Here is a 23262-nt window from a genome sequence, read left to right on the forward strand (position 1 = left end):
CGCACAAGATAAGCAGCGGTGAGTATTAATGAAAGAGAGGGCGGACACGCGGCCCGCCCTCTGAACTGTCCTTCCGCTTCGGCTCGGTCTCAGACCGCCAGGCAGATATATTTCATCTCGAGATAATCCTCGACGCCGTGATGCGAGCCCTCGCGGCCCAGACCGGATTGCTTCACGCCGCCGAAGGGCGCGACCTCGGTCGAGATCAGGCCGGTGTTCACGCCGACGATCCCGTATTCCAGCCCCTCCTGCACGCGGGTGATGCGGCCCACATCGCGGGCGTAGAAATAGCTCGCAAGACCGAAGATCGTGTCATTGGCCTTGGCGATCGCCTCCTGCTCGGTCTCGAACTTGAAGAGCGGGGCGACCGGGCCGAAGGTCTCCTCATGCGAGACCTTGGCCTCCTGCGTGACCCCGGTTAGCACGGTCGGCTGGAAGAAGGTGCCGCCCATTTCGTGACGCGCGCCGCCGGTGACGATCGAGCCGCCATGCTTGAGCACGTCTTGAATATGCTCCTGCACTTTCTCGACCGCCTCCTCGTTGATCAGCGGACCGGCCTCGACGCCTTCCTTCAGGCCGTCGCCCACCTTGAGGGCGTTGACGGCCTTGGCCAGCTTCTCGGCGAAGGCATCATAGACCCCGGACTGGACATAGATGCGGTTGGCGCAGACGCAGGTCTGACCGTTATTGCGGAATTTCGACGCCATCGCGCCTTCGACCGCCGCATCGAGATCGGCGTCGTCGAACACGATGAAGGGGGCGTTGCCGCCCAGCTCCATCGAGCATTTCATCACCTGATCCGCCGCCTGACGCAGCAGGATGCGGCCCACCTCGGTCGAGCCGGTGAAGGTCAGCTTGCGCACGGTGTGGTTCTCGCAGAATTCCTTGCCGATATCGGAGGCTTTCGCGGAGGTGATGACCGAGAGGATGCCTTTGGGCAGGCCCGCCCGTTCGCCCAGCACCGCCATCGCGAGCGCCGAGAGCGGCGTCTCGGAGGCCGGACGGCAGACGAAACCGCAGCCCACGGCGAGCGCCGGGCCCGCCTTGCGCGCGATCATCGCGTTGGGGAAGTTCCACGGGGTGATCGAGGCTGCGACCCCGATCGGCTGCTTGATCACGGTGATCCGCTTGTCGCGCTGATGGCCCGGGATCGTCTCGCCATAGACCCGCTTGGCCTCCTCGCCGAACCACTCGATGAAGCCCGCGCCATAGGCGATCTCGCCCTTCGCCTCGGCGAGCGGCTTGCCCATCTCGGCGGTCAGGATCGCGCCGAGATCGTCCTGGTTCTCCATCATCAGGTCGTACCATTTGCGCATGATCTGCGCGCGTTCCTTGCCGGTGCGCGCGGACCAGTCCTTCATCGCTTCGTCGGCGGCAGCGATGGCGCGGGCGGTTTCGGCGCGGCCGAGGTCGGGCACGGTGCAGATCACGTCGCCCCGCGCGGGGTTGGTCACATCGAAGGTGGTGCCGTCATCGGCATCGACCCATTCGCCCGCGACGAAGGCCTTGGTCGCCAGAAGCGAGGGGTCCTTGAGGATGGATTTGAGGTCGGTCTTGTCGTCGAGCATGATGTCCTCCGAAGGGCTGGATGGGTCGTCCGGTCAATGCGCCGGGCTTTTTGATGTTCCGAAACGGCTGCGCCAGCAGGGCTGCAGATCGCCGGGGTGTTCTTTGGCTTCATAGATGGCGCGGGCGATGGCGCGGGCAAGCACGCAAGACGCCGCATGGCCAAGCTGGAACGGATCGCGGACCGGATCGGTCAGGGGCTTCTCGCCGGTCGCGGCGGCGAAGATCAGATCGCCGTCGAGCGGTGTATGCGACGGAACGATGGCCCGCGCCATGCCGTCATGGGCGGCCGTGGCCATGCGCTGCGCCTGCGCTTGCGTGAGCGCGGCATCGGTCGCGACGATGGCGATGGTCGTGGCCTCGCCCTGACGTTTCATCGGTTCGGGCATCGCGCTCGGATCATGCTGGGGCGCAGGGCCGAAACCGCCGAACTCGCCCGCGATTTCCCAAGGTGCGGCCCAGAAATGCGGGCCCTCGCCGACGGTCACCGAGCCAAGCGCATTCACCGCCACCAGCGCGCCCACCGTGAAGCCGCTCTCCAGCACGGCCGAGGCCGACCCGAGCCCGCCTTTGAAGGTCCCGGTCATCGCCCCGAAGCCCGCCCCGGAGCTGCCGATCTCGAACCGCTCCGTGGCGGCCTCGAGCGCCGCGCGCCCGAGCCCGGGATAGGGCGTGTCGGCCCAACTCTTGTCGCCACCGTTGAGTAGATCGAACAGGATCGCGCCGGGCACGATCGGCACGCGCTGATCGCCCACCGCGAAACCGCGGCCTTGGGTCCGTAGCCCCGCCATCACGCCGTCGCAGGCACCCAGCCCGAAGGCCGAGCCGCCCGAAAGCACCAGCGCATCGACCTCCTGCACCAGCTTGTCCGGCGAGAGCAGGTCCGTCTCCCGCGTCCCCGGCGCGCCGCCCATAACCTGCACCGCAGCCGTGAAGGGGCACTCGCCCAGCAGCACGCTCACGCCCGAGCGCAGCTCTGCATCCTCGGCATTGCCCACGCGCAGCCCGGCGATATCGGTGATCAGATTGTTCGGCCCTGCCTTCATCTTCCTCTTGGTCCAAATATCCTGGGGGTTTGGGGGCAACACCCCCAACTCAATGCCCTGCGTTCAGATACAGCGCCCGCCATCGACCTCCATCGCGACGCCGGTGATCATGCTCGCCTCGTCGGAGCACAGGAACAGCGCCGCATTCGCCATGTCCTCGGGGGTCGAGAACCGCCCCAGCGGGATGGTCGAGAGAAACTTCGCGCGGATCTCAGGCGTGTCCTCGCCCATGAAGCTTTTCAGAAGCGGGGTCTCCCCGGCGACCGGGTTGATCGCGTTGACGCGGACCCCGGAGGGCGCAAGCTCCACCGCCATCGCCCGGGTCGCGGTGATCATCCAGCCCTTCGAGGCATTGTACCAGCTCAGGTTCGGCCGCGGGCTGACGCCGGCGGTGGAGGCCACGTTCAGGATCGCACCCGCGCCGCGCGCCTTCATCCCCGGCACGATATGGCGCGCCGTCAGATAGACCGATTTCGCGTTGACGGTGAGGACGCGGTCGAACTCCTCCTCGGTCACCTCCTCCATCGGCTTGGGCAGATGGGTGGTCCCGGCATTGTTCACCAGAATGTCGATCTGCCCGAACGCCTCGCGCGCCGTCTGCGCCAGTGCGGCGACATCCGCATCGCGGCTGACATCCACGGTGCAGGCCACGCCGCCGATCTCATCCGCGATGGCCTGCGCGGCCTCGGCGTTGAGATCCGCGACCAGAACCCGCGCTCCCTCGGCGGCGAAGCGGCGCGCGATCCCAGCGCCGAAGCCCGAGCCCGCGCCGGTGACGATCGCGCTTTTGCCTTCCAGTCTCATCGGTGCTCCTCCTCGGGGCCTACTGTTGTCGCAGGACACATCGGGTGCAAGGGGGCTCTGCCCCCCGGCCTGCCAGCCCTTCGCTTGCGCTTCGGGCGTTCGTCGGGGCGTCCTTCCACTGGAAGGCCGCTGATCCCGCCTCACCCCCTGGATATTTCCGCCAAGCCGAAACCCTCAGCCATGCCAGGCGGCGACGGTTTTCAAGGTGGAGAAGCCGTAGAGCGCCTCGAACCCTTTCTCGCGCCCGTGTCCGGATTTGCCGACGCCGCCGAAGGGAAGCTCCACGCCGCCGCCCGCGCCGTAATTGTTCAGGAAGACCTGACCCGCACGGAGCCGCCGCGCGAGCCGCATCGTCCGCCCGCCATTCTCCGACCAGACCGAGGCGACGAGCCCGTATTCTGTGCCATTCGCAATGGCGAGGGCCTCTTCTTCGTCCTCGAAGGGAATGACGATCTGCGCCGGGCCGAAGATTTCCTCCTGCGCGAGCCGATGCGCGCCGTGGCCACCGCCGATCAGGGTCGGCGCAACGTAATGACCGCCTGCGGGGACATCCTCGGCGATCCGGCCTTGGGCCGCGATAGTGAGGTCGGAGGCGAGCGCCAGATACCCCTCGACGATCTCTTTCTGCCGCCCCGAGATCAGCGGGCCGAGGTCGTGATCGCCAAGCGCGGGCCCCGCCGTCAGGCCGCGATAGCGCGCGGCCATTTTCTCCAGCACCTCGTCATAGCGGCCGCGCTGCACGAGAATGCGCGACGAGGCCGAACAGGTCTGCCCGGCATTCTGGATGCCTGCATTCACGAGGAAGGGCAGCGCGCGGTCGAGATCGGCGTCTTCGAAGACGAGCTGCGGGGACTTGCCGCCAAGTTCCAGCGTGACGGGCACGGCATTCGCCGCGGCGGCGGCCTGAATGTGCTGGCCGACCGCGACCGATCCGGTGAAGGAGATATGCTGGATGCCGGGATGGGCCGAGAGCGCGGCCCCGGCCTCCTCTCCCAGACCCGGAACGATATTAAGTGCACCGGCTGGCATCCCCGCTTCTTGCGCGATCCGCCCGAAGGCCAGCGCGGTGAGCGAGGCTTCCTCGGCAGGTTTTACGACCGCCGCGTTGCCCATCGCCAAGGCGGCTGCGACCGAACGCCCGATGATCTGCATCGGGTAGTTCCACGGCACGATATGCGCGGTCACGCCATGCGGTTCGCGCAGCGTGTAGGCGGTGTAGCCGTTGAGATAGGGGATCGTCTCGCCCATCACCTTGTCGGCGGCCCCGCCATAGAATTCGAGATAGCGCGCCAGTGCCGCCACATCGGCACGCGCCTGCGTCAACGGTTTGCCGACATCGAGCGCCTCGATCACGGCCAGATCCTCGGCATGGGCCAGCACGAGCCCGGACATCTTCAGCAGGAGCCGCCCGCGTTCCGCTGCGCTCAGCTGCCCCCAGTCGCCTGCAAGCGCCGCCTGTGCGGCCTCGACCGCCGCGTCGATCTCCGGCTTGCCGCCCCGGGCGATCTGCGCCATCTCGCGCCCATCCGAGGGGCATTCCACGGAAAGGCACGCATCGGGCTTGCGCCAGACGCCTCCGATCAACATCTCCTCGGGATCGAACCAAAGCGGCAAACTCATGCGCGGCACCTCCTCTTGTCACGCGATTTCGCAGCACGCTCGGCGCGCGCGCGCGGAAAATCAAGAGGGCAGGAATCTGCCGGACGCGATCAGATCACATTCATGTGAGTGTGAGTGGAGGGAACTTTCCCCTATCTAGCCCCTTAAATGACGGAACCGGGCCGAAGGCCCACCGAAAAAGAGACAGGAAAATTGCAAGTGACCGCGAGTTATTCGACGCTCAAACGCGCAATCCGCCCGGCCATGCTCTTCGGGCTGGCTGGCATCTTGGCAGCCTGCGCGAGTGCGCCGGAACAGCGCTACGCGCAACCGACCCAGTCGACGAAGGCCGTGCCCTCCGAATATCAGGCGCGCGAGGATGACGGGAAAACCATCCCGGCGATCAATCCGAAATATCTGGTAGAGCGGAACCGTCGTCAGATCGTGCCCTATCACGGGCCAGAAGCTGTCGGGACGATCGTCGTCGATCCCTATGCGCGTTTCCTCTATTACATCACCGAGCCGGGCAAGGCAGAGCGCTACGGCATCGCGGTGGGCCGCGACGGCAAGACCTTCTCGGGCGATGCCACGATCAAGCGCAAGCAGGAATACCCGAGCTGGACCCCGACCCAGAACATGATCCAGGAAGATCCCGACCTCTACGGGCCGCTGAAAGACGGTCTGCCGGGCGGTCTGGACAACCCGCTGGGCGCGCGCGCGCTCTATCTCTACCAGGGCAACCGGGATACCTATTACCGGATTCACGGCACGATGGATCCGTCCTCGATCGGGCGTGCGACGTCGGCTGGCTGTATCCGCCTGTTCAATCAAGACATCATCGACCTGTTCTCGAAAGTGCCGAAGGGCACGCCGGTGAAGGTGCGCAGCCGCGCCGAGAGCCTCGAGATGGAAGGCCCGGTCGTGCAGCTGCATTCGGGCTATGTGGTCTCCGCCTATAATCAGGTGGCGATCAATGAGGACGAGGCCGCGTGGAAAGCGGGCCAGATCCCCGATCAGCAGAAGGTCGAGGAAGAGCAGCATCAGGCGTCGGTCGCGATGGCCCAAGAGGTCGGCGGCTCGGGCGAGACTGCCAGCTCCACCGTCGATTGCGGCTATTCCGGCACCGGCACCTGCGTCGACACCATCAACTGATCGAGCCGATTTTCGAGATGATACTCACGGCGCGGGGGCAACCTCGCGCCGTTTTTCGTGCGCCGCGGCCCTTCCAGAACCGCGCCAAATCGCGCGATACGCGCCCCGATGCCGCAGCGTTTGCGCGTTCACGTCTTTCCTTGCGGGCCGGGTGACGCTAGGACTCGCGCGCAAGCAGATCAGGAGGATGCCATGAGCGTCACCGGAACCACGCGGCAGAAAATGCCCGCAGATATTCTCGCGATGAAGGGCGGCGCGCCGATCGTTTGCCTGACCGCCTACACCACGCCGATTGCGAAGCTGGTCGACAGCCATTGCGATCTCGTGCTGGTCGGCGACTCGGTGGGCATGGTGCTCCACGGGCTGCCTTCGACGCTGGGCGTGACGATGGAGATGATGATCCTCCACGGTCAAGCGGTCGCACGCGGCCTGTCGAATGCGCTGATGGTGATCGACATGCCGTTCGGGTCGTATGAGGAAAGCCCGGCGCAGGCGCTCCGCAACGCCTCGCGCCTGATGGCCGAGACCGGCGCGGGGGCGGTGAAGCTCGAAGGCGGGGCGCATATGGCCGAGACCATCGCCTTTCTGACCGCGCGCGGTATCCCGGTGCAGGCCCATATCGGGCTGACCCCGCAATCGGTGAACACGCTGGGCGGCTACAAGGTGCAGGGCCGCGGCGACAGCCGGGCGCGTCTGGTCAAGGATGCGAAGGCGGTTGCCGACGCAGGCGCCTTCTCGGTGGTGCTGGAGAAAGTGCCGCAGGGGCTGGCCGATGAGATCACCGCGATGGTCGCTATCCCCACCGTCGGCATCGGCGCGGGCGCGGGCTGCGACGGGCAGGTGCTGGTGGTCGATGACATGCTGGGCCTCTTCACCGATTTCAAACCGAAATTCGTCAAGCGTTTCGGCCAGCTTGGCCAGAAAGCCGAAGCCGCCGTCGCCGATTACGCAGCCGAGGTGCGCGACCGCAGCTTCCCGGCAGCCGAGCATAGCTTCGCCGATGAGGTGAAGAAATGACGCAGGTGATCCGCAAGGCCGCTGAACTGCGCGACAAGGTGGCGGCGTGGAAACGCTCGGGGATGCTGGTCGGCGTGGTGCCGACGATGGGCGCGCTGCATGACGGCCACCTCAGCCTCGCCCGCGCCGCGCGCAAGCAATCGGACCGCGTGATCGTGACGGTCTTCGTGAACCCGATGCAGTTCAACAACGCCTCGGATCTCGATAAATACCCGCGCGACGAGGCACAGGATCTGGCGCTTCTGGAAGCGGAAGGGGTCGATGTGCTCTTCGCGCCGGGCGTGGACGAGGTCTATCCCGACGGGTTCGCGACCACCGTGTCCGTCGCGGGCATCACCGAGCCGCTGGAAGGCGCGTTCCGGCCCGGCCATTTCGACGGCGTGGCGACGGTCTGCTCGAAGCTCTTCGGCATGACGCAGGCAGGGCGCGCGTTCTTCGGTGAGAAGGACTGGCAGCAACTGCAGGTCGTCCAACAGCTCACCCGCGATCTCAACATGCCGATCCGCATCATCGGCTGCCCGACCATCCGCGAAGAGGACGGGCTGGCGATGTCCTCGCGCAATGTGCGGTTGACGGCTGAGGAACGCGAATTGGCGCCGCGCCTGCATACGGTGATGCAGGAAGCGGCCGCGAAGATCCGCGACGGCGTGCCGGTCGAAGGTGCGCTCAACGATGCGAAAGCCGAGCTGAAAGACGCGGGCTTCGGGGCGCTCGATTATCTCGAACTGCGCACGGTCGACGGGCTGAAACCCGCGAAGGACCTGTCGCAACCGGCGCGGATGCTGGCTGCGATCTGGCTGGGCGATGTGCGCCTGATCGACAACATCGCGGTCTGATATCTCGAGGGGGCGCTGCCCCCGCGGCTCCGCCGCCCCCCGGGATAATTGGGCAAGCCCGAAGACGGAAATGATCCTGCTTCGCCTTGGTTGAAATATCCCGGGGTGAGGCGCGGCCCGCGCCGAGGGGCAGCGCCCCTAAGACCCCAGCAGTTCCGCCAGAACCAGCGCCATGACCTTCGCGCTGTCGGCCATATCCTCGATCCCGACCCATTCGTCGGGCTGATGGGCGAGCTCCAGTAGCCCCGGGCCGTAGGCGATGCAATTCTGCAGCCGCCCGATCCGGTCGATATGCTTCTGATCATAGGTGCCGGGCGAGACGACGTAAGCCGCCTCGCGGCCCAGCACGGCCTCGATCGCGGCGGCGGTGGAACGCACGATCGGCGCGCCCTTGTCGGTCATCGTGGGCTGCACCTCGAACAGGTCGCGGATTTCATAGCGGAAGCTGGGACGCTGGGCTTTCACGCGCTCCATCAGGTCGGTGATTTCGGCCTTCACCTCCGTGAGATCTTCCTCGATCAAAAAGCGGCGGTCGATCACGATGCGGCAGCGATCGGCGACGCAGGGCGTGGGCAGGCCGGTGTAATCGGCGCCCTCTTCCGGCGCGCCGCCATGGATCGAATTGACGTTCAGCGTCGAGGCCCGCGCGCCTTCGGGGATCACGGGCATCTCGGTCTGCTTGCCCAGAAGGAGCGGGTAGAGCGTCTCCTCCATCTCGCTCAGAACGGCGCTCATATGGCGGATCGCGCTGTCGCCCAGAAACGGCATCGAGCCATGCGCGATCCGGCCATGGGTCTCGATCTCGGCCCACCAGACGCCGCGATGGCCGAGGCAGATCTGGTCCTTGTGCAGCGGCTCGGGGATGATGACATGCTGCACGCGGGCGGGATCGAAGCGGCCCTGCTCGGCGAGATAGGCCACACCGCCATAGCCGCCCGATTCCTCGTCGGCGGTCGCGGAAATCTCGATGCTGCCCGCGAAATCGGGACAGATGGCGAGGAAGGCCTCCGCCGCGATCACCGAGGCCGCCAGCCCGCCCTTCATGTCACAGGAACCGCGCCCGTAGATGCGGTCTCCGTCGATCTCGGCTGCGAACGGATCGCGGGTCCAGCCATGGCCGATCTCGACCACGTCGTGATGCGAGTTGAAATGCACGCAGTCGCCCGGGCGCGCGCCCTCGATGCGGGCGACGAGGTTCCAGCGTGGATAGGTCTCGCTGTCGCCGGGCGCGCCATGGGCGCGGATCAGCTCGGTCGTGAAGCCGCGCTCGGAGAGATAGGCGGCGAGGAAGTCGCATATTTCGCGGTAATTGCGCCCCGGCGGGTTCAGTGTCGGGATGCTGATCAGTGCCTGCGTCAGCGCGATCAGTTCGTCGCGGCGCGCGTCGATGGCGGATTTCAGGCGGGTGGCGAGGTCCATACCCAAGGCTAGCGCCGGGCGCCGCCGCGGGCCAAGCGAAAACGCAAGGACTGAAAACACATGGCTTTTACCGCCCCCGCGCGCTATTGCGGTGCAAATTCCTACGGAGGGACGGATGAACCTGTTCTTGGCCTTCGCGCTCGTGCTTTGCATTGCGGTCGGAGGGTGGCTGTCGAAATACGACTGGGCGAAGCTTTTGGCGCTGGTGCCTGTCGCGATGATCGTGCCCGCTTTCTACATGACCGGCACCGCCTGCGGTGCGGGCTTCGTGCTGCATTTCTTCTCCGACACGGCGAGCTGCTCGAACGGCTACGTGCCGCGCCAGATGTTCGCCGCGACCTATGTGCTCGCGCTGATCCCGGTCGCGGCTTCGGCCATCGTGATCAAGCTGATCCGGATCGGAATGGCGCGCCGGAAGGGCTGATCTGGTCAACCGCGCCGCCGCAGCCTAGGCTTGCGACAGCGAGGGGCAAGGAGGGCGCGCGATGCTGGCCTTGATTCGACTGGGGATCTTCGGGCTGATCGTGCTGACGATCCTGTTCTGGCTGGTGCGTCTCTATGCCCGGTCGGTCCGGCGCGAGGCGCTGGAAGAGGATTGGAACGAGGCCGCCGCCGAAGGCCGGGCCGAGACCACGCGCGATACCTTCGTCGAGGCCGGGATGCGGGACTATGAGAAGAGCCTTCTGCGCAAGCTGATCTGGCTGGTCTATGTCCTGCCGATCGTCGTGGTGGGGCTCATTATCTATCTGATGAATTACAGGTGAGAATCCGATGCGTTACGTGAAATGGGGCTTCTGGCTGGTCGTGATCGGCTTCGTCGCGGTGTTCCTGCATTACAACCTGCCGCGTCATGACATCGTGCGGATCGTCGGCACCGAGGTGCGCCGCGTCGATTTCGGCGAGAACTCGATCTTCTGGGCCGCGCCCGACGTCGGCACTGCGACCGCGACCAGCCGCGACGTGCGCTTCATCAACTCGGTGCGTCCCAACGGCAAGACGCTGGTCTTCCGCAACGAGGATACCGGCTGGGGCTGGCCGCCTTATTTCAAGCTCGACAGTTCGGACCTGCAGGCGCAGGCGGAGTCGCTGATCTCGACCTCGGCCGATCCGATCTGGGTGTCGGTGACGCGCTATGGCTGGCGCTCGCGCTGGCTGACGATCTATCCCAATGCGGTCGGGCTGAAGGTCGTGCCGGGGCCCGATACGCGGATCATTCCCTGGGGCAGCATCATCATCCTGACGCTGCTGGTCATCGTCTTGCTGACAATTCGGGCGATGTGGCGGCAGTTCCGCCAACGCTCGATCGATCCGCTATTCGAGGATGCGAGCGAGGCCTGGGACGATGCCGAGGAAGGCGCGAAGGGCTGGTTCGACCGCTTCATCGGGCGCAAGTGAGACGCGGGTGCAGGGCCGCCAGGCCGCGCCCGACTCAGACCGACGCTTAAACGCAAAAGCCCCGCCACAGAGTGACGGGGCTTTCGGTTAAACCTTGATCTGCGCTTAGGCGTTGGCGGCGCGGATCTGCTCGGCGGCGTCCTTGTTGAAGCTCACGCCTTTGGTCTCGAACAGCTGATCCAGCTCGCCCGAGAGGGTCATCTCGGTGATGATGTCGCAGCCGCCGACGAACTCGCCTTTGACGTAGAGCTGCGGGATGGTCGGCCAGTCCGAATAGTCCTTGATGCCCTGACGGATATCCTGATCCGCGAGCACGTTGACGTCCTTGTAGGTCACGCCCATGAAGTTGAGCACGCCCGCGACGCGGCTCGAAAACCCGCATTGCGGCATGTCCTTGGTGCCCTTCATGAAGAGAACGACGTCATTCTCAGAGATTTGCTGGGCGATTTGGTCTTGCGCGTTCATCGCTAAATCCTTTCTCCGTCCCGCTTGGAGACGTGTGTGAAATCACTCGGGCGCTTTGGTGGTCAAAGCGAGCGCATGCAGCACCCCGTTCGGCCCGTCCATCGCCCCTTTGAGCGCGGCATAGACCGCGCGCTGTTGCTGGACGCGGTTCTTGCCGCGGAAGCTCTCGTCGATGACCTCCGCTGCCCAATGATTCCCGTCCCCGGCGAGATCGGTGATCGTGATCTTGGCATCGGGGAATTCGGCCCGGATCAGGGCTTCGATGTCATGGGCTTCCATTGCCATAAATAGGGCTCCTCGTCCTTTGCCGCAAACTTAAGTGGCGCGGCGGCTGGCTGCAAGGGGATGCGCGGGGGCGCGGACCTATGCGGTGGCCGCTGGCGGGTGCAATCGCGACAGGAAGAACATGAGCGTCGCGATGACCACACTGCCGATGAACATCGCGGCGGCTCCGGCGGCCGTCACGGGCAGGGAATGGCCCGGCGCGCCGATCTCTCCGGCGAGCAGGAAGCACATGTTGATGTCGATCCCCATCAACGTGGTGCGGGGATGGGCGCGCAGCAGCGCACCGCCCGCGATGAAGGCGAAGGCGAGGATCAGAAGCTCGGTCTGATCGCCGCCCGACAGATGCGTGAGCCCGCGATAGGTGACGGCGGCGAGCACGCCAAGCGCGACACCGGGAATGAGGAAGCGCACGGCGGGGCGCGGATTCGGCATGGAGCCCAGAACCGAGGAGAAGACGATCACGGAAAGCGCGGCGGCCGTCGCGGCGGGGTGGGTGAAATGGGCGTCGATCAGCGTGGCCCCGCCGGTGAGCACCGCCACCGCCGCCATGCGCAGCCAAAGCTGCTGGGCGAAATGCGGGTTCGGGCGCGGCGGCATCGGCGCGCGACGGGCCGGCGTGAAGAGCCAGTTCACCGCCGTCACCGAGATGACGCCCAGAAGGGTGCAGGCGACCCGGTCGAGCGCGAGCGGGATCGCATCCGCGCCCATCCCCAGCGCGGGTATCACCACCACGCCGATCGTGATCGCCATCAGCGTGAAGCCATAGGCCCAATGCGTTCCGATCCGGTAGGCGATGCCGACACCCACGGCGGCGGTCAGTGCCACGGTTAGCGCGATTCCCGGCACGGGCAGCCAAGTCAGAGCGGCGATCCCGATGCCGGCGCCGACCAAGGTGCCTGCGACCCGCAGCACCGCGCGCAGGGCCATGTCTTCGCGATGGGGTTGGATCACCACCCAGATCGGCATCGCCGCCCAATAGATATTGGTCAGGCCCAGTAACCGGGCGGCAGTCAGGGCGAGCGTCGCGGCGAGGAACAGCCGGGCGGCATAGGCGAGCGTGGAACTTGTCAAAGCGGGAACCTGAAATCGGTGGATCGCCGCGACATTAGCTTGTGCGCGGGCGGTCAGGAACCGCCCGGCGCGCATGTCCGCTCTGCGTCAGGTCACAGAACTCAGGCGTCGATCGCTGCTTTGAACGCGCTGCGATAGAGGGTCGACAGCTCCTCAAGCGGGGCGCTGTCCGAACCGAAGCCGACCGTGTCGCCGCCGAAGCGACCCACGGTGTAAAGCGGCACGTCAGCCTTGCGGGCGGCGACCATCAGCGCCTCGGCCTGATCGAAGGAGCAGGCCACGAGGTAGCGGCCCTGATCCTCGCCGAAGAGCGTCGCGATGTCGTCTGCCTCGAGCGTAACGCCCAGACCCGCCTCTTCCGCCATCTCGAAAGCTGCAAGCGCGAGGCCCCCATCCGAGAGATCGCTCGCGCCTTTGACCAGCGCGCGGTTCTCGCGCAGGAACTCGCCATTGCGTTTCTCGACATCGAGATCGACCTCGGGCGCGTCGCCCGACTCGAGCCCGAAGGCTTCAAACGCCAGCGCGGATTGATCGAGGTGCCCCTTGGTCTCGCCGATCACCATCGCCACGTCGCCCGCCGTCGGCAGGCCCGCGATCAGCTCGTCGAGCGAGCTCAGCAGGCCGACCGCGCCGATGGTCGGCGTGGGCAGGATACCGGTGCCGTCGGTCTCGTTGTAAAGCGAGACGTTGCCCGACACGATCGGCATGTCGAGCGCGCGCACCGCGGCGTCGATACCTTTGATGGCGCCCACGAACTGGCCCATGATCTCGGGCTTTTCGGGGTTGCCGAAGTTCAGGTTGTCGGTCGAGGCCAGCGGCTTCGCGCCCACGGCGGTCAGGTTGCGATAGGCTTCGGCCACCGCCTGCTTGCCGCCCTCGAACGGGTTCGCCTTGACGTAGCGCGGGGTCACATCGGCGCTGAAGGCCAGCGCCTTGTCGGTGCCGTGCACGCGCACGACGCCCGCGCCGAGCCCCGGACGGCGCACCGTGTCGCCCATCACCTGCGTGTCGTATTGCTCATAGACCCAGGACTTATGCGCGTAGTTCGGCGAGCCGATCAGCGCCTTGAGCGCATCGATCGCGCCGATCTCGGGCAGCGCCTCGCCAGCGGTCGCGACGGGCGTCTCGACCCACGGACGATCGTATTCGGGGGCTTCCGAGGACAGTTTCGACAGCGGCACGTCGGCTTTCACCTCGTTGCCATGCACGATCAGGAAGCGGTCTTCCGCGATGGTCTCGCCGACGATGGCGAAATCGAGATCCCATTTCACGAAGATCTCGCGCGCGATGTCTTCCTTCTCGGGGTTGAGGACCATGAGCATCCGCTCCTGGCTCTCCGAGAGCATCATCTCATAGGCGGTCATCGCGGCTTCGCGCTGCGGCACCGCGTCGAGGTTAAGCTGCACGCCGAGGCCGCCCTTGTCGCCCATCTCGACCGCGGAACAGGTCAGGCCCGCGGCCCCCATGTCCTGGATCGAGATCACCGCGCCGGTCTGCATCAGCTCGAGGCAGGCCTCCAGCAGGCATTTCTCGGTGAAGGGGTCGCCGACCTGAACGGTGGGGCGCTTCTCTTCGATCGTGTCGTCGAACTCGGCCGAGGCCATGGTCGCGCCGCCGACGCCGTCGCGGCCCGTCTTGGCACCTAGATAGACGACCGGCATGCCGATGCCGGACGCGGCGGAGTAGAAGATCTTGTCGGCATCCGCGAGGCCCGCCGCGAAGGCGTTCACAAGGCAGTTGCCGTTATAGGAGGGGTGGAAGCGCACTTCGCCGCCCACGTTCGGCACGCCGAAGCAGTTGCCGTAACCGCCCACGCCCTCGACCACGCCTTTCACGACATGGGAGGTCTTGGGGTGGTCGGGCATGCCGAAGCTCAGGCTGTCCATCGCGGCCACCGGGCGTGCGCCCATGGTGAACACGTCGCGCAGGATGCCGCCCACGCCGGTCGCAGCCCCCTGATGCGGTTCGATATAGGAGGGGTGGTTGTGGCTCTCCATCTTGAAGACCACGGCCTGCCCGTCGCCGATATCGACAACGCCCGCATTCTCGCCCGGACCGCAGATGACCTGTTCGCCCTCGGTGTGCAGCGTGCGCAGCCATTTCTTCGACGACTTGTAGGAGCAGTGCTCGTTCCACATCGCCGAGAAGATCCCGAGCTCGGTGAATGTCGGCTCGCGTCCGATGATCTCGAGGATCCGGTCGTACTCGTCGGGTTTCAGGCCATGGGCTGCGATGAGATCAGGCGTGATCTGCGGCTCGTTCATGAGGATCCTCCGGCATCGGCTTCGCCGCCCCTATTAGGCGAATATGCGCAGGGGGAAAAGAGAGGCCGGACGTTGCGGAAAGAAAAAACGCGAGGCCCGAAGGCCCCGCGTCGAAAAAGCACGTATCAAGTGCAGCCCGGATTACGAGCGCATGTCCACCTGCGTCTCGAGATTGGTCAGCAGTTCCGACACGGTCCAGCCGAGCTTGACCTGACCATTGGCGGCTGCGCCTTTCGGCACGTTGATCTTGAACAGCGACACGGTGGTGTCGAGCTTCGGCGAGGTGCGGATATAGACGGTGTCGTAGCCGTCATTCGCCTCGACCTTCTCGATCATGCCGATGATGTTGCCGTCGACGCTCATTGCCTTGTCTTCGGCATTGGCGGCGGTTTTCATGCCCGCGATGCCGGCTTCGTCGGTCAGCTGGCGCTGCGCGGGGATCATTTCCTCACCCATCGAGGTGCTGTTGAACGTCGCGGTGCCGGTCTTCACGTCGGTGATGCCGTACTGGTCGGTCGACTCGAAGGTGTTCGAGGAGGTCACCGCGGGCGGCGTGCCCGTCGAGGTTTCCTGACCCGGCACGGTGCCGGTGCGATAGTCGGCGATGCCGTAATACTGGCCGTCATCATTATTCGTGGAGGGCACTTTCGACAGGTCGAGGGCCGAAGCCGAGCCTGCGATGGTCATCGCGCCAATAAGAGCGGTCGAAGCGGCAAAGATGTTTTTGGCGGTAGTCATGTCTGAATCCTTCCAACTGGTTACTCAAGTGCTGCGCCGTTGCTGGCGTCGGGAAAGGAACGGGCTGAACCGGCGAAAGTTCACTGAAATTTTTGTGAACGAGATCGTGGATTTTTTAATGAACCGAAGGGGATAGTTGCGCGTAGAGCGGGGTTTGCTCGGTCGCGACCGCGAGAAACTTCGTGAGATCGGCGCTGTGGGGAGGGGGCTTCGCGCCGTGCGTGAAAGCCGCATCCGGGCGTTGGACAAAAAAAAGGCCGAGCAAAGCTCGGCCAAAGTCCAACAGGGAGGTAGAAGGTGCTGCGCCTTTCGGCACGGCCAACCCTTCTGAGCCTCATTTATGGGCAGTTTGTTAACGCATCAAGGGAAAACATGCTGCGGGCGCATCATGGCCGGTATGCGTTGCGGTAAAGTCGCGGTGCAACCCTAGGTTGAATCGCCCGCCTTGAAGCGCCGATAGTTGGTGATTTCTTCCTGAATGAAGTCGCGGAAAGCGGTCACACGGCGCGAAGAGCGCAGCTCTTCGGGGTAGGCGAGGAAGATCGGGATCTCGACCGATTCCAGATCGGGCAGCACCCGCTGGAGGTCGTTGAAATCGGCGGTCAGGTAGTCGGGCAGGATGCCGATGCCGATATGGTTCAGCACGGCTTGCAGCACGCCGAAGTAGTTGTTCACCGTCAGCGTCGAGCTTTGATCGAAGGCCAGAACCTGCCGCGCGAGCTGCGCGCCCGCCTGTACCTGCGGGGTGCGCGGGGTCTGGCAGATCAGGCGATGCTTGCGCAGATCCTCGATCTTTTCGGGCGAGCCCCATTTCGCGAGATACTCGGATGTCGCGTAAAGCCGCATCCGGATGTTCAGCAGGCGCTTGCGGATCAGGTCGGCCTGCGCGGGCTCTTTCATGCGCACGGCGACATCGGCCTCGCGCATCGGCAGGTCGAGAACCCGCTCCTCCAGCATGAGGTCGATCTTCAGATCGGGATACTTCTCGTAGAGCTTCGTCAGGCGCGGCGCGAGCCAGAGCGTGCCGAAGCCCGTCGTGGTGGTCACGCGCAGCTCGCCGAAGACTTCTTCTTCGCTGTCACGGATGCGTGCGGAGGCGCTGTCGAGCTTTTTCGCCATCGACGAGGTGGCTTCGAACAGCAATTCGCCCTGCTCGGTGAGAATCAGTCCGCGGGCGTGACGGTGAAAAAGAGTCGTTCCGAGGGCCTCTTCGAGCGCCCGGATCTGTCTGCTCACGGCAGATTGAGACAGATGCAATGCGTCGCCAGCATGGGTCAAAGACCCCGCATCGGCCACTGCATGAAAGATTCTGAGCTTGTCCCAATCCATTAAGGTCACTTTCGCTTTATCATCTGCTGTTCCGCGCAAGTTTCTTTACATTAATCTTGACGATTTACGAAACCGCTAAGTAACAATTTTCCGCTTTCTAGGTCAGATATTATGACCTACCATGTCTCCATGCCCAGTTAGCAAGGGGAGGTGCTTAATGGGAAGGCAAGAAATATCCCTAGCGGATCGGTTCGACCTTACGAAATCTCCGGTTTTGCTGAACGGGACGCAGGCTTTGGTGCGTCTCGTTCTGGCTCAGGCCGCGCGCGACAAGGCGGCGGGACTGCATACGGCCGGCTATGTCACAGGCTATCGCGGTTCGCCGCTCGGCGCTGTCGATTTGCAGATGGCGCGCGCCAAGACCGTGCTGGAAGAGAGCGATGTTCGCTTCGAGCCGGGCCTGAACGAAGACCTCGCGGCGACCGCGCTGTGGGGCTCGCAGCAGGCGGAATTGCGCGGCGAAGGCAAGTATGACGGCGTTTTCGGCCTCTGGTACGGCAAAGGACCGGGCGTCGATCGCTCTGGCGATGTGATGCGCCACGCCAATATGGCGGGCACGTCGAAATACGGCGGCGTCCTGATGGCGATGGGCGACGACCACACCGGCGAATCCTCGACCGTGCTGCACCAGTCCGACTGGGCGATGGTCGATGCCTACATGCCGGTTCTGTCGCCCGCGGGCGTGCAGGAAATCCTCGATTTCGGGCTGTACGGCTATGCGCTCAGCCGCTTCGCCGGGGTCTGGGTGGGTCTGAAAACGATGAAGGATACGGTCGAGGCGACGGCAGTCGTCGACGGCGATCCCTTCCGTCAACAATTCGTGATCCCCGACTTCAAGATGCCCGAAGGCGGGCTGAACATCCGTCTTGGCGACACGCCGGTGGCGCAAGAAGCGCGGATGATCGACTTCAAACGCTATGCGGCCGAGGCATTCGCCCGCGCGAACCGCATCGACAATCGCGTCTGGGGTAAGCCCGGGGCGAAGATCGGTCTGGTGGCGGCAGGCAAGAACTGGCTCGACCAGACCCATGCGCTCTCGCTTCTGGGGATCGACGAGGCCGAGGCCGAACGGCTCGGCATCACCACCTACAAGATCGGCCAGACCTTCCCGCTCGACATGACCTCGTTCCATGAATGGGCCGAGGGGCTTGAGCTGATCATCGTCGTCGAGGAAAAGCGCAAGCTGATCGAGGTGCAGGTCAAGGAGGCGATCTTCGACGACCGTCGCGGCCGCCGCGTCTATGGCTGGCACAAGGGTGATACCTGGGAGAATGGCCGTCAGGTGGAGCTGTTCCCCACGCGCTACGCGCTCGACCCGGTGATGATCGCGCGCAAGCTCGGCGACATCTTCATCGAAGAGGGCCGGGGCACGGATGCGATCAAGGCGGGTATCGAGAAGATCGAAGCCGCCCAACGCGCCGATAACGCGCCGGAGATCGCGACCCGCACGCCGTGGTATTGCTCGGGCTGCCCGCATAACAGCTCGACCAAGGTGCCCGAGGGCGAGCGCGCCTATGCCGGGATCGGCTGCCACTACATGGTGCAATGGATGGGCCGGAACACCGAAGGCTTCACCCATATGGGCGGCGAGGGTGTGAACTGGGTCGGCGAGGCCCCGTTCTCGACGCGGGAGCATATGTTCCAGAACCTCGGTGACGGCACCTATAACCACTCGGGCGCGCAGGCGATCCGGGCGGCTTTGGCGGCCGGCACCAACATCACCTACAAGATCCTGTTCAACGACGCGGTCGCGATGACCGGCGGGCAGGAGAACGAGGGTGGGCTGACCGCGCAACAGATCGCGTCGGAGATCGTGGCGATGGGCGTGAAGCCGGTCGTGGTGGTCTATGACGAGAAGGAAGAGCTGGACCTGTCCACTTTCCCCGCGGGCGTCGAGAAGGTCGAACGGGCCGAGCTGATGGCCGTGCAGAAACGTCTGGCGAAGACGAAAGGCGTCTCGGCGCTGATCTATGTCCAGACCTGCGCCGCCGAGAAGCGTCGCCGCCGCAAGCGCGGCAAGTTCCCAGATCCGGACAAGCGCGTCTTCATCAACACGGATGTCTGCGAAGGCTGCGGCGATTGCGGGGTGCAGTCGAACTGCGTCTCCATCGTGCCGGAGGAAACCGAGCTGGGCACCAAGCGCGCGATCGACCAGTCGTCCTGCAACAAGGACTTCCGCTGCCTCGACGGGTTCTGTCCCAGCTTCGTGACGCTGCACGGGGCGAAGGTGAAGAAGGCCGAGGCGCAGGCGCTCGACCTGCCGGACCTGCCGCAGCCCACGCTGCCCGCGATCGACGGCACCCATAACGTGGTGATCACCGGCGTTGGCGGCACGGGCGTCGTGACCATCGGCGCGGTGCTTGCCATGGCCGCCCATATCGACGGCAAGGGCGCGGGCATGATGGAGATGGCCGGTCTCGCCCAGAAGGGCGGGGCGGTGCATATCCACCTGCGCATCGCGAACAAGCCCGAGGATATCTCGGCAATTCGCGTCGCCGTGGGCGAGGCCGATTGCGTGATCGGCGGCGATCTGGTGGTCTCGGCGGGCGCGAAGACCTTGGGGCTGATGACGACGGGCCGCACCGGCGCCGTCATCAACAGCCACGAGATCGTCACCGGCGAATTCACCCGCAACCGCGACTTCCGCCTGCCGGGCGAACAGCTTCGGCTGAGCCTCGAGGCGCGGCTGAAGGACCGCGTGGCCTTTGCCGATACCTCGGAACTGGCGCGGCAGATGCTGGGCGACTCGATCTACTCGAACATGGTCGTGCTGGGGGCTGCGTGGCAGCAAGGCTACGTGCCGCTGACCCTCGAGGCGATCTTCCGGGCGATCGAGCTGAACGGTGCCAAACCCGCCGAGAACAAGCGCGCCTTCGATCTGGGGCGCTGGGCGATGGCTTTCCCGGCAGAAGCCGCGAAGGCGATGGCGGCGGAAGTCGTGAAGGCCCCGGTCGATCCGATCGAGTTCCGGGCCAGCCATCTCGTCGACTACCAGAACAAGCGGCTCGCCAAGCGTTTCCGCAAACTGGTGGACGAGGCGCCGTCGGAGCTGCGTGAAGCGGTCGCGAAGGGCTATCACAAGCTCTTGGCCTATAAGGACGAATACGAGGTCGCGCGGCTGCATCTGTCCACGGCAGAGAAGGCGCGGGCCGAGTTCGAGGGCGATTTCGAGATGCACTTCCATCTCGCCCCGCCGATCCTGTCCAAGGAAGGCTCGGACGGTCGCCCGAAGAAGCGCGAATTCGGCCCCGGCATGGAGCGCAACTTCCGTCTTCTGGCGAAGCTCAAGGGGCTGCGCGGTACGCCGTTCGATCCCTTCGGCTATGCCGCCGAGCGCAAGATGGAGCGCGCGCTGATCAAGCAATACGAGGCCGACATGGCCGAAGTGCTGCCCAAGGTCACGCCGGAGACGATGGAGATCGCGCGCGAACTGGCCAAGCTGCCGCTGACCATCCGCGGCTTCGGCCCGGTCAAGACACAGGCCGAGCAAATGGCGGCGAAGCGGCGCGAGGAACTTCTCGCCGCTTTCCGCGCAGGCGGCACGCCGCAGAAAATGGCTGCCGAGTGAGGGCTGTCATCTGAGTGTCGTACCTTCGTGACATGGCGCTGGCAGAGTGAAGCCAGCCCATGTTGCGGAGGTTCGAGATGACCGCCACCCCGATGGCCCCCCGGATGCCTGTCCGCCACGCCACACAGGAAATCTCATATGCTTGGTCCGCGCGCTCGAAAGGCGCACGGGTTCTGATCCGCGCGATGGAGAACGCGACCGGGCGGATCGGGTTGATCCGGCGTGCCCGCGGCTACGAGCACGACATCGCGCAAGGCGCGGATTTCTGGCAGGTGATGGCGGAGCGCTACGGGCTGCAGATCGAGGTGACCCGCGGGGCGCTGGCCAATATCCCGCAGACCGGGCCGCTGGTGCTGATCGCGAACCACCCTTACGGCATCCTCGACGGGCTGATCATGGGCCTGCTGCTGTCGCGCATCCGCGGCGACTTCCGCATCCTCGCTCATAATGTCTTCAAACGCGCCGAAGAGATCGACCGCATCATCCTGCCGGTGGATTTTTCCGAGACGAAAGAGGCCATGAAGGCCAATCTGCGCACCCGTTCGGACGCCCTGCGCTACCTCGGCGATGGCGGCGCGATCGGGGTGTTTCCGGGCGGCACGGTCTCGACCGCCGCCAAGCCCTTCGGTGCGCCGATGGATCCGGGCTGGCGCAATTTCACCGCCAAGATGATCGCGAAATCCGATGCGACCGTGGTGCCGGTCTTCTTCGAGGGCCATAACAGCCGTCTGTTCCAGCTGGCGAGCCATCTGCATTACAGCCTGCGCATGGGGCTGATGATCCGCGAGTTCAAACGCCACGCCAATCGGCCGGTGCGACTCTGCGTGGGTGAGCCGATCCCGCAGGCCGATCTCGCACCGCTGCGTGAGAGCCCGAAACAGATGATGGATTTCCTGCGCCGTGCGACGTATGACTTGTCGCCGACTCCCTTGAAGTCTTACGGCTATGGCTTCGAGTTCGAGGCGAAATATAGAAACTGACCGGCGCCTGTTGCGGCCCGGACGGGCGAGGGGCGCGAGCATGGCAGTAGGCGTTTTCGATTCAGGTCTGGGCGGGCTGACGGTCTATGATGCCTGCGCCAAGCGGCTGCCGGACATGGCCTTTTGCTATTATGGCGACAACGCACATGCGCCCTACGGGGTGCGCGATGCCGATGACATCTTCAACCTGACCTGCGCGGGCGTCGAGCGTCTGTGGGAGGAAGGCTGCGATCTGGTGATCCTCGCCTGTAACACGGCCTCTGCCGCCGCGCTCAAGCGGATGCAGGAGACCTGGATCCCCGAGGGCAAGCGCGTGCTGGGCGTCTTCGTGCCGATGATCGAGGCGCTGACCGAACGCAAATGGGGCGACAACTCCCCGCCGCGCGAAGTGGCGGTGAAACATGTGGCGCTGTTTGCGACGCCCGCGACGGTGGCGTCTCGCGCGTTCCAGCGCGAACTGGCCTTCCGCGCGATTGGCGTCGATGTCGAGGCGCAGCCCTGCGGCGGCGTGGTCGATGCGATCGAGACCGGCGACGAGATCCTCGCCGAAGCGCTGGTGAAATCCCATGTCGAGGCGCTCAAGCGCCGGATGCCCAAGCCCGAGGCCGCGATCCTTGGCTGCACCCATTACCCGCTGATGCAGAAGACCTTCCAGGAAGCGCTGGGCGACACGGTCGATGTCTACAGCCAGGCCAATCTGGTGGCCGAAAGCCTTGCGGATTATCTCGAGCGTCGTCCCGAATTCAGAGGCGCGGGCACGGAATCGAAATTCCTGACCACGGGCGATCCGGCCTCGGTGTCGAGCCACGCGACGCAGTTTCTGCGCTATTCGATCCGGTTCGAGGCGGCCTGACCTACGGGCGCCTCAGCCGAACCGGTTGGGCCCGCGCGTGCCGCGCTTGAGCATGAAGATGAAAAGCGCGATGCCCCAGACCAGCATCACGATCCCCCAGATCGCCAATAGTGCTGCGGACATGCCCGCCATCGCTGCTGGATCCTGAACCCCGGACGATATGACGGTCAGAGCGATCACGAGGCCGCCGCACAGGCTCGCAAGCAGGTAGCCGCCAACCCACCAGCCTGAGCGATCGGTGTCATGCAGGCGACGAACCTGCGCCGAGATCGAGGGCAAGAAGGTCGCGATAGTGATCACCGCGCTGATCGCCGTGCCGTCCTCGCCCATCGACCCTTCGGCAATCGCGCCAGCGATGCTCGCCAGCATGACGAAAAGCGCGAACCACCAGTATTCCGACCGGCTCGCCCGGCCCTTGAAGGTCGCGTATTTGCGGAAGCAAACCTTGATCGCCTCGCCGAAACCGCGCGAAGGCGCTCCGGCATACATCCCGTCCGCTCCGATCCCGCGTTGCGTGCGCTCGCGTTCGATCGAGGCATCGGCATAGGCGCGGGGGTCGGCTGAGGAGAGCTTGCCCTCCTGCTGATGGCGCTGCGCGATGCGGGCCGCGTAATTCGTCGCGCCGCTCTGCGGGTCGGCGCCCGTGGCCGAGGTTTCCGGCGGGCGTCGGAAGAAGTGATCGCCCGCAGGCTCCCACCCCTCCATGCCGTCCTGCCAGACCATCGTCTCGGCTTTGATGCGCCCGGCCCGGACCATGTCCATCATATGTTCTGCGGGGAACGGGCCGACGGGATCCTTGCCATCGGCGTAATACCACTGCTCTGCCATCGCCCTGCCTCGTTCACTCTCGCCTTGCCCCGTTTCACACGGAGTTT

Annotated in this window: 21 protein-coding genes; 9 read left to right on the forward strand and 12 right to left on the reverse strand. The window is 65.0% G+C overall.

Features of this window, described 5'->3' with window-relative positions:
* Positions 1 to 89: 89 nt before the first annotated feature.
* From AXZ77_RS01855 to AXZ77_RS01870, 4 genes are all read right to left on the reverse strand, one after another.
* Positions 90 to 1568, reverse strand: a complete 1479-nt coding sequence (locus AXZ77_RS01855) for an NAD-dependent succinate-semialdehyde dehydrogenase (protein ID WP_098409806.1) — start codon at positions 1566 to 1568, stop codon at positions 90 to 92.
* Positions 1569 to 1601: 33 nt separating this feature from the next.
* Positions 1602 to 2612, reverse strand: coding sequence for a P1 family peptidase (locus AXZ77_RS01860; protein ID WP_098409807.1), 1011 nt, complete (start codon positions 2610 to 2612; stop codon positions 1602 to 1604).
* A gap of 63 nt (positions 2613 to 2675) precedes the next feature.
* Positions 2676 to 3416: an SDR family oxidoreductase gene (locus AXZ77_RS01865; protein ID WP_078522060.1), complete on the reverse strand. Its 741-nt coding sequence runs from the start codon at positions 3414 to 3416 to the stop codon at positions 2676 to 2678.
* A 174-nt stretch (positions 3417 to 3590) separates the two neighbouring features.
* The gene (locus AXZ77_RS01870) at positions 3591 to 5036 is read right to left on the reverse strand and encodes an aldehyde dehydrogenase family protein (RefSeq protein WP_098409808.1); all 1446 of its coding nucleotides are present in this window, start codon (positions 5034 to 5036) and stop codon (positions 3591 to 3593) included.
* Positions 5037 to 5234: 198 nt separating this feature from the next.
* Between AXZ77_RS01870 and AXZ77_RS01875 the strand changes: the two genes are divergently transcribed.
* From AXZ77_RS01875 to panC, 3 genes are all read left to right on the forward strand, one after another.
* Positions 5235 to 6167, forward strand: coding sequence for a L,D-transpeptidase (locus AXZ77_RS01875; protein ID WP_369679763.1), 933 nt, complete (start codon positions 5235 to 5237; stop codon positions 6165 to 6167).
* Between the two features lie 192 nt (positions 6168 to 6359).
* Positions 6360 to 7184 (forward strand): 3-methyl-2-oxobutanoate hydroxymethyltransferase, encoded by an 825-nt coding sequence (panB, locus tag AXZ77_RS01880; RefSeq protein WP_098409809.1) that lies wholly within the window; start codon positions 6360 to 6362, stop codon positions 7182 to 7184.
* Positions 7181 to 8020, forward strand: a complete 840-nt coding sequence (gene panC, locus AXZ77_RS01885; RefSeq protein ID WP_098409810.1) for a pantoate--beta-alanine ligase — start codon at positions 7181 to 7183, stop codon at positions 8018 to 8020. Before panB ends, panC begins: the two co-directional genes overlap by 4 nt.
* Before the next feature lie 138 nt (positions 8021 to 8158).
* On the opposite strand, the gene AXZ77_RS01890 is transcribed toward panC, so the two are convergent.
* On the reverse strand, positions 8159 to 9439 hold the full coding sequence (locus AXZ77_RS01890; protein ID WP_098409811.1) for an acetylornithine deacetylase/succinyl-diaminopimelate desuccinylase family protein: 1281 nt from the start codon (positions 9437 to 9439) through the stop codon (positions 8159 to 8161).
* A 115-nt stretch (positions 9440 to 9554) separates the two neighbouring features.
* Between AXZ77_RS01890 and AXZ77_RS01895 the strand changes: the two genes are divergently transcribed.
* The 3 genes from AXZ77_RS01895 to AXZ77_RS01905 all read left to right on the forward strand — a co-directional run bounded on the left by AXZ77_RS01895 (position 9555) and on the right by AXZ77_RS01905 (position 10834).
* A complete protein-coding gene (locus tag AXZ77_RS01895; RefSeq protein ID WP_078522055.1) occupies positions 9555 to 9863 on the forward strand; it encodes a hypothetical protein in 309 nt (102 codons plus the stop codon).
* A 61-nt stretch (positions 9864 to 9924) separates the two neighbouring features.
* A complete protein-coding gene (locus AXZ77_RS01900) occupies positions 9925 to 10203 on the forward strand; it encodes a hypothetical protein (protein WP_098409812.1) in 279 nt (92 codons plus the stop codon).
* A 7-nt stretch (positions 10204 to 10210) separates the two neighbouring features.
* A complete protein-coding gene (locus tag AXZ77_RS01905) occupies positions 10211 to 10834 on the forward strand; it encodes a DUF1523 family protein (RefSeq protein ID WP_078540327.1) in 624 nt (207 codons plus the stop codon).
* A 105-nt stretch (positions 10835 to 10939) separates the two neighbouring features.
* Here AXZ77_RS01905 and grxD read toward each other — a convergent pair whose 3' ends face one another.
* The 6 genes from grxD to AXZ77_RS01935 form a co-directional block, all read right to left on the reverse strand.
* Positions 10940 to 11299, reverse strand: coding sequence for a Grx4 family monothiol glutaredoxin (gene grxD / locus AXZ77_RS01910; RefSeq protein ID WP_078522053.1), 360 nt, complete (start codon positions 11297 to 11299; stop codon positions 10940 to 10942).
* Between the two features lie 42 nt (positions 11300 to 11341).
* Entirely contained in the window at positions 11342 to 11584 is a 243-nt protein-coding gene (locus tag AXZ77_RS01915) for a BolA/IbaG family iron-sulfur metabolism protein (RefSeq protein WP_075775791.1), read from the reverse strand.
* A 78-nt stretch (positions 11585 to 11662) separates the two neighbouring features.
* On the reverse strand, positions 11663 to 12655 hold the full coding sequence (locus AXZ77_RS01920; RefSeq protein ID WP_176535936.1) for an FUSC family protein: 993 nt from the start codon (positions 12653 to 12655) through the stop codon (positions 11663 to 11665).
* Positions 12656 to 12756: 101 nt separating this feature from the next.
* A complete protein-coding gene (gene purL, locus AXZ77_RS01925) occupies positions 12757 to 14919 on the reverse strand; it encodes a phosphoribosylformylglycinamidine synthase subunit PurL (RefSeq protein ID WP_098409814.1) in 2163 nt (720 codons plus the stop codon).
* A 141-nt stretch (positions 14920 to 15060) separates the two neighbouring features.
* Positions 15061 to 15657: a hypothetical protein gene (locus AXZ77_RS01930; RefSeq protein WP_098409815.1), complete on the reverse strand. Its 597-nt coding sequence runs from the start codon at positions 15655 to 15657 to the stop codon at positions 15061 to 15063.
* Positions 15658 to 16083: 426 nt separating this feature from the next.
* Positions 16084 to 16986 (reverse strand): LysR family transcriptional regulator, encoded by a 903-nt coding sequence (locus AXZ77_RS01935; protein WP_098409816.1) that lies wholly within the window; start codon positions 16984 to 16986, stop codon positions 16084 to 16086.
* Positions 16987 to 17143: 157 nt separating this feature from the next.
* On the opposite strand from AXZ77_RS01935, the gene AXZ77_RS01940 reads away from it, so the two are divergent.
* The 3 genes from AXZ77_RS01940 (at position 17144) to murI (ending at position 22387) form a co-directional block, all read left to right on the forward strand.
* Complete coding sequence (locus AXZ77_RS01940) at positions 17144 to 20554, forward strand: indolepyruvate ferredoxin oxidoreductase family protein (protein ID WP_098409817.1); 3411 nt, start codon at positions 17144 to 17146, stop codon at positions 20552 to 20554.
* Between the two features lie 77 nt (positions 20555 to 20631).
* Positions 20632 to 21534 (forward strand): lysophospholipid acyltransferase family protein, encoded by a 903-nt coding sequence (locus tag AXZ77_RS01945; protein WP_098409818.1) that lies wholly within the window; start codon positions 20632 to 20634, stop codon positions 21532 to 21534.
* A 40-nt stretch (positions 21535 to 21574) separates the two neighbouring features.
* Positions 21575 to 22387 (forward strand): glutamate racemase, encoded by an 813-nt coding sequence (gene murI, locus AXZ77_RS01950; RefSeq protein WP_098409819.1) that lies wholly within the window; start codon positions 21575 to 21577, stop codon positions 22385 to 22387.
* A gap of 12 nt (positions 22388 to 22399) precedes the next feature.
* Here murI and AXZ77_RS01955 read toward each other — a convergent pair whose 3' ends face one another.
* Entirely contained in the window at positions 22400 to 23215 is an 816-nt protein-coding gene (locus AXZ77_RS01955) for a DUF805 domain-containing protein (protein ID WP_098409820.1), read from the reverse strand.
* Positions 23216 to 23262 lie beyond the last annotated feature (47 nt).

Source organism: Thioclava sp. ES.031, from assembly GCF_002563775.1.
In the GTDB taxonomy this organism is placed as follows: Bacteria; Pseudomonadota; Alphaproteobacteria; order Rhodobacterales; family Rhodobacteraceae; genus Thioclava.